A 2,272-nucleotide genomic window follows, 5' to 3' on the forward strand; every position below is an offset into this window, starting at 1 on the left:
TGACGCCGGGCTGGACGACCACGTTCATGTCCTCGGCATTGATCTGCAACACCTTGTTCATGCGCGAGAAATCAAGGCTGACCCCGCCCTTCATCGCAAGGTGCTGGCCCTCGAGCGAGGTGCCGGTGCCGAAGGCGGTGACCGGGATCCCCTCAGCCGCGCAATGGCGCATGATCTCGGCGACCTCCTCCGCGGTTTCGGGGCAGGCCACCGCGTCGGGCAGGGCCTCGGGGTAATGTGCCTCGTTTCCGGCGTTCTGCCGGCGGGCGGCGAGCGAGGTCGAGAAGCGTTGGCCGAGAAGGTGGTCGAGGGCCTCGAAGGCGGTCATGGAAGGCTCCGGGTTTGGGCTTGCATTCGGTATACCAGCCGGGAATGGTGGCGCAAGCAACTGGCGCGGGCGCCAGCGGCAGGCCGTGCATCGCGGCAACGGGGGGAGGGAGCATGACAGGAACCATCGTCATCACCGGCGCGGGCAGCGGCATCGGCCGCGTCACCGCCGAGGCGTTTCTCGGGGCGGGCTGGCGCGTGGCGCTGGTGGGCCGCCGCGAGGCGCCGCTGCGCGAGACCGCGGGCGACCACGCGGGCGCCATGGTGCTGCCTTTCGACGTCTCCGACCCTGCGCAGGTCGCGCAGGGCTTCGCGCAGGTGGCCGAGGCATGGGGCCGGCTCGACGTGCTCTTCAACAACGCGGGCATCTTCACCAGGGCCGCGATGATCGACGAGACCCCGGTCGAGGACTGGCTGCAGCTCTCGTCGGTCAACATCACCGGCATGTTCCTCTGCGCCCGCGCGGCCTTTGGCCAGATGCGGCGGCAGGACCCGCAGGGCGGGCGGATCATCAACAACGGCTCGATCTCGGCGCATGTGCCGCGCTGGGGCTCGGCGCCCTACACGACCTCGAAGCACGCGATCACCGGGCTGACCCGGTCGCTGAGCCTCGACGGCCGCGCCTTCAACATCGCCTGCGGGCAGATCGACATCGGCAACGCCCTGACCGAGATGGCGGCCCCGATGGCCAGGGGCGTGCCGCAGGCCGACGGCCACATCGCGCCCGAGGCGGTGATGGACGCGGGGCATTGCGCCTCGACCGTGCTGCACATGGCCTCGCTGCCGCTCGAGGCCAACGTGCAGTTCGTCACCGTCATGGCCACCACCATGCCCTTCATCGGCCGCGGATGAGCCGGATGGAGACGCCCCAGGAGCCGCTCGCCGGGCAGATCGCGGCGCAGCTGCGCCGGGCGATCCTGCGCGGCACGCTGCCGCCCGGGGCGCAGATCAAGGAGCGCGACAGCGCCGCCGCCATGGGCGTGAGCCGCACCCCAATGCGCGAGGCGATCCGCATTCTCGCCAAGGACGGGCTGGTTCTGCTGCGGCCGTCGCGCAGCCCGGTGGTCGCGCATCTCACCAGCCAAGAGGCGCGCGACATGGTGGCGGTGCTGCAGGCGCTCGAGACGCTCTCGGCGCGGCTGGCCTGCGCCGCCGCCTCGGACGCCGAGCTCGAAGCTCTGACCGCGCTGCACGAACGCATCGCCGGCTCCTACAGCGCGCTCGACCCGATCGAGGCCTTCGAGCTCGACATGAGCTTCCACATCCGCATCGCCGAGGCCTCGCACAACCCGCCGCTGGCCGAGACCCACGGTGCCTATCTCGCGCGGCTGTGGCGGGCGCGTTACCTCTGCGGCCGGCTGCAGCGCAACCGCGCGCGGGTGGTGGCAAACCACGACAGCATCCTGCGGGCGCTGTGCAGCCGCGACGTGGACGCGGTGACCGGCGCCGTGGAGGATCACCTGAGCAATCTCGCCGACGACATCGCCGCCGCACTCGAATCCGAGGCCGCGGCGATCGACGGCGCAACCGACCTGGAGGACGACAGATGAAACTGATGCGCGTGGGCCCCAAGGGGCAGGAACGCCCGACGCTGGTGGATGCCGAGGGCACGATCCGCGACCTGTCCGGCGTGGTGCCGGATTTCGCGGGCGAGGGCGTCTCGCTCGAGGCGCTCGACCGGATCCGGGCGCTGGATCCCGTCACCCTGCCGGCGCTGCCCGAGGGCGCGCGCATCGGCGCCTGTCTCGCCTCGGTGCCGACCTTCCACTGCATCGGGCTGAACTACGCCAAGCACGCCGCCGAGACCGGGGGCAAGCCGCCGCGCGAGCCGATCCTGTTCACCAAGGCGTCCTCGTCGCTGTCGGGGCCCAACGACGCGGTGATCCTGCCGCCGGGGTCCGAGAAATCCGACTGGGAGGTCGAGCTCGGCGTGGTCATCGGCAAG

4 protein-coding genes are annotated in these 2,272 nt (G+C 71.1%); 3 read left to right on the forward strand and 1 reads right to left on the reverse strand.

Features of this window, described 5'->3' with window-relative positions; translation table 11 throughout:
* A partial coding sequence (locus HC022_RS24470) for an FAD-binding oxidoreductase (RefSeq protein WP_167454128.1) occupies window positions 1-328 on the reverse strand: 328 nt, incomplete at its 3' end.
* 113 nt (window positions 329-441) lie between these two features.
* Between HC022_RS24470 and HC022_RS24475 the strand changes: the two genes are divergently transcribed.
* The 3 genes from HC022_RS24475 to HC022_RS24485 all read left to right on the forward strand — a co-directional run.
* Window positions 442-1,179, forward strand: coding sequence for an SDR family oxidoreductase (locus HC022_RS24475; RefSeq protein WP_167454129.1), 738 nt, complete (start codon window positions 442-444; stop codon window positions 1,177-1,179).
* A 5-nt stretch (window positions 1,180-1,184) separates the two neighbouring features.
* Window positions 1,185-1,877, forward strand: coding sequence for a GntR family transcriptional regulator (locus HC022_RS24480; RefSeq protein ID WP_167454130.1), 693 nt, complete (start codon window positions 1,185-1,187; stop codon window positions 1,875-1,877).
* Window positions 1,874-2,272, forward strand: a 399-nt coding sequence (locus HC022_RS24485) for a fumarylacetoacetate hydrolase family protein (RefSeq protein ID WP_175583722.1), incomplete at its 3' end; no start/stop codon positions are given. The genes HC022_RS24480 and HC022_RS24485, both read left to right, overlap by 4 nt.

It is taken from the genome of Salipiger sp. HF18 (genome assembly GCF_011806505.1).
GTDB lineage: Bacteria > Pseudomonadota > Alphaproteobacteria > Rhodobacterales > Rhodobacteraceae > Salipiger > Salipiger thiooxidans.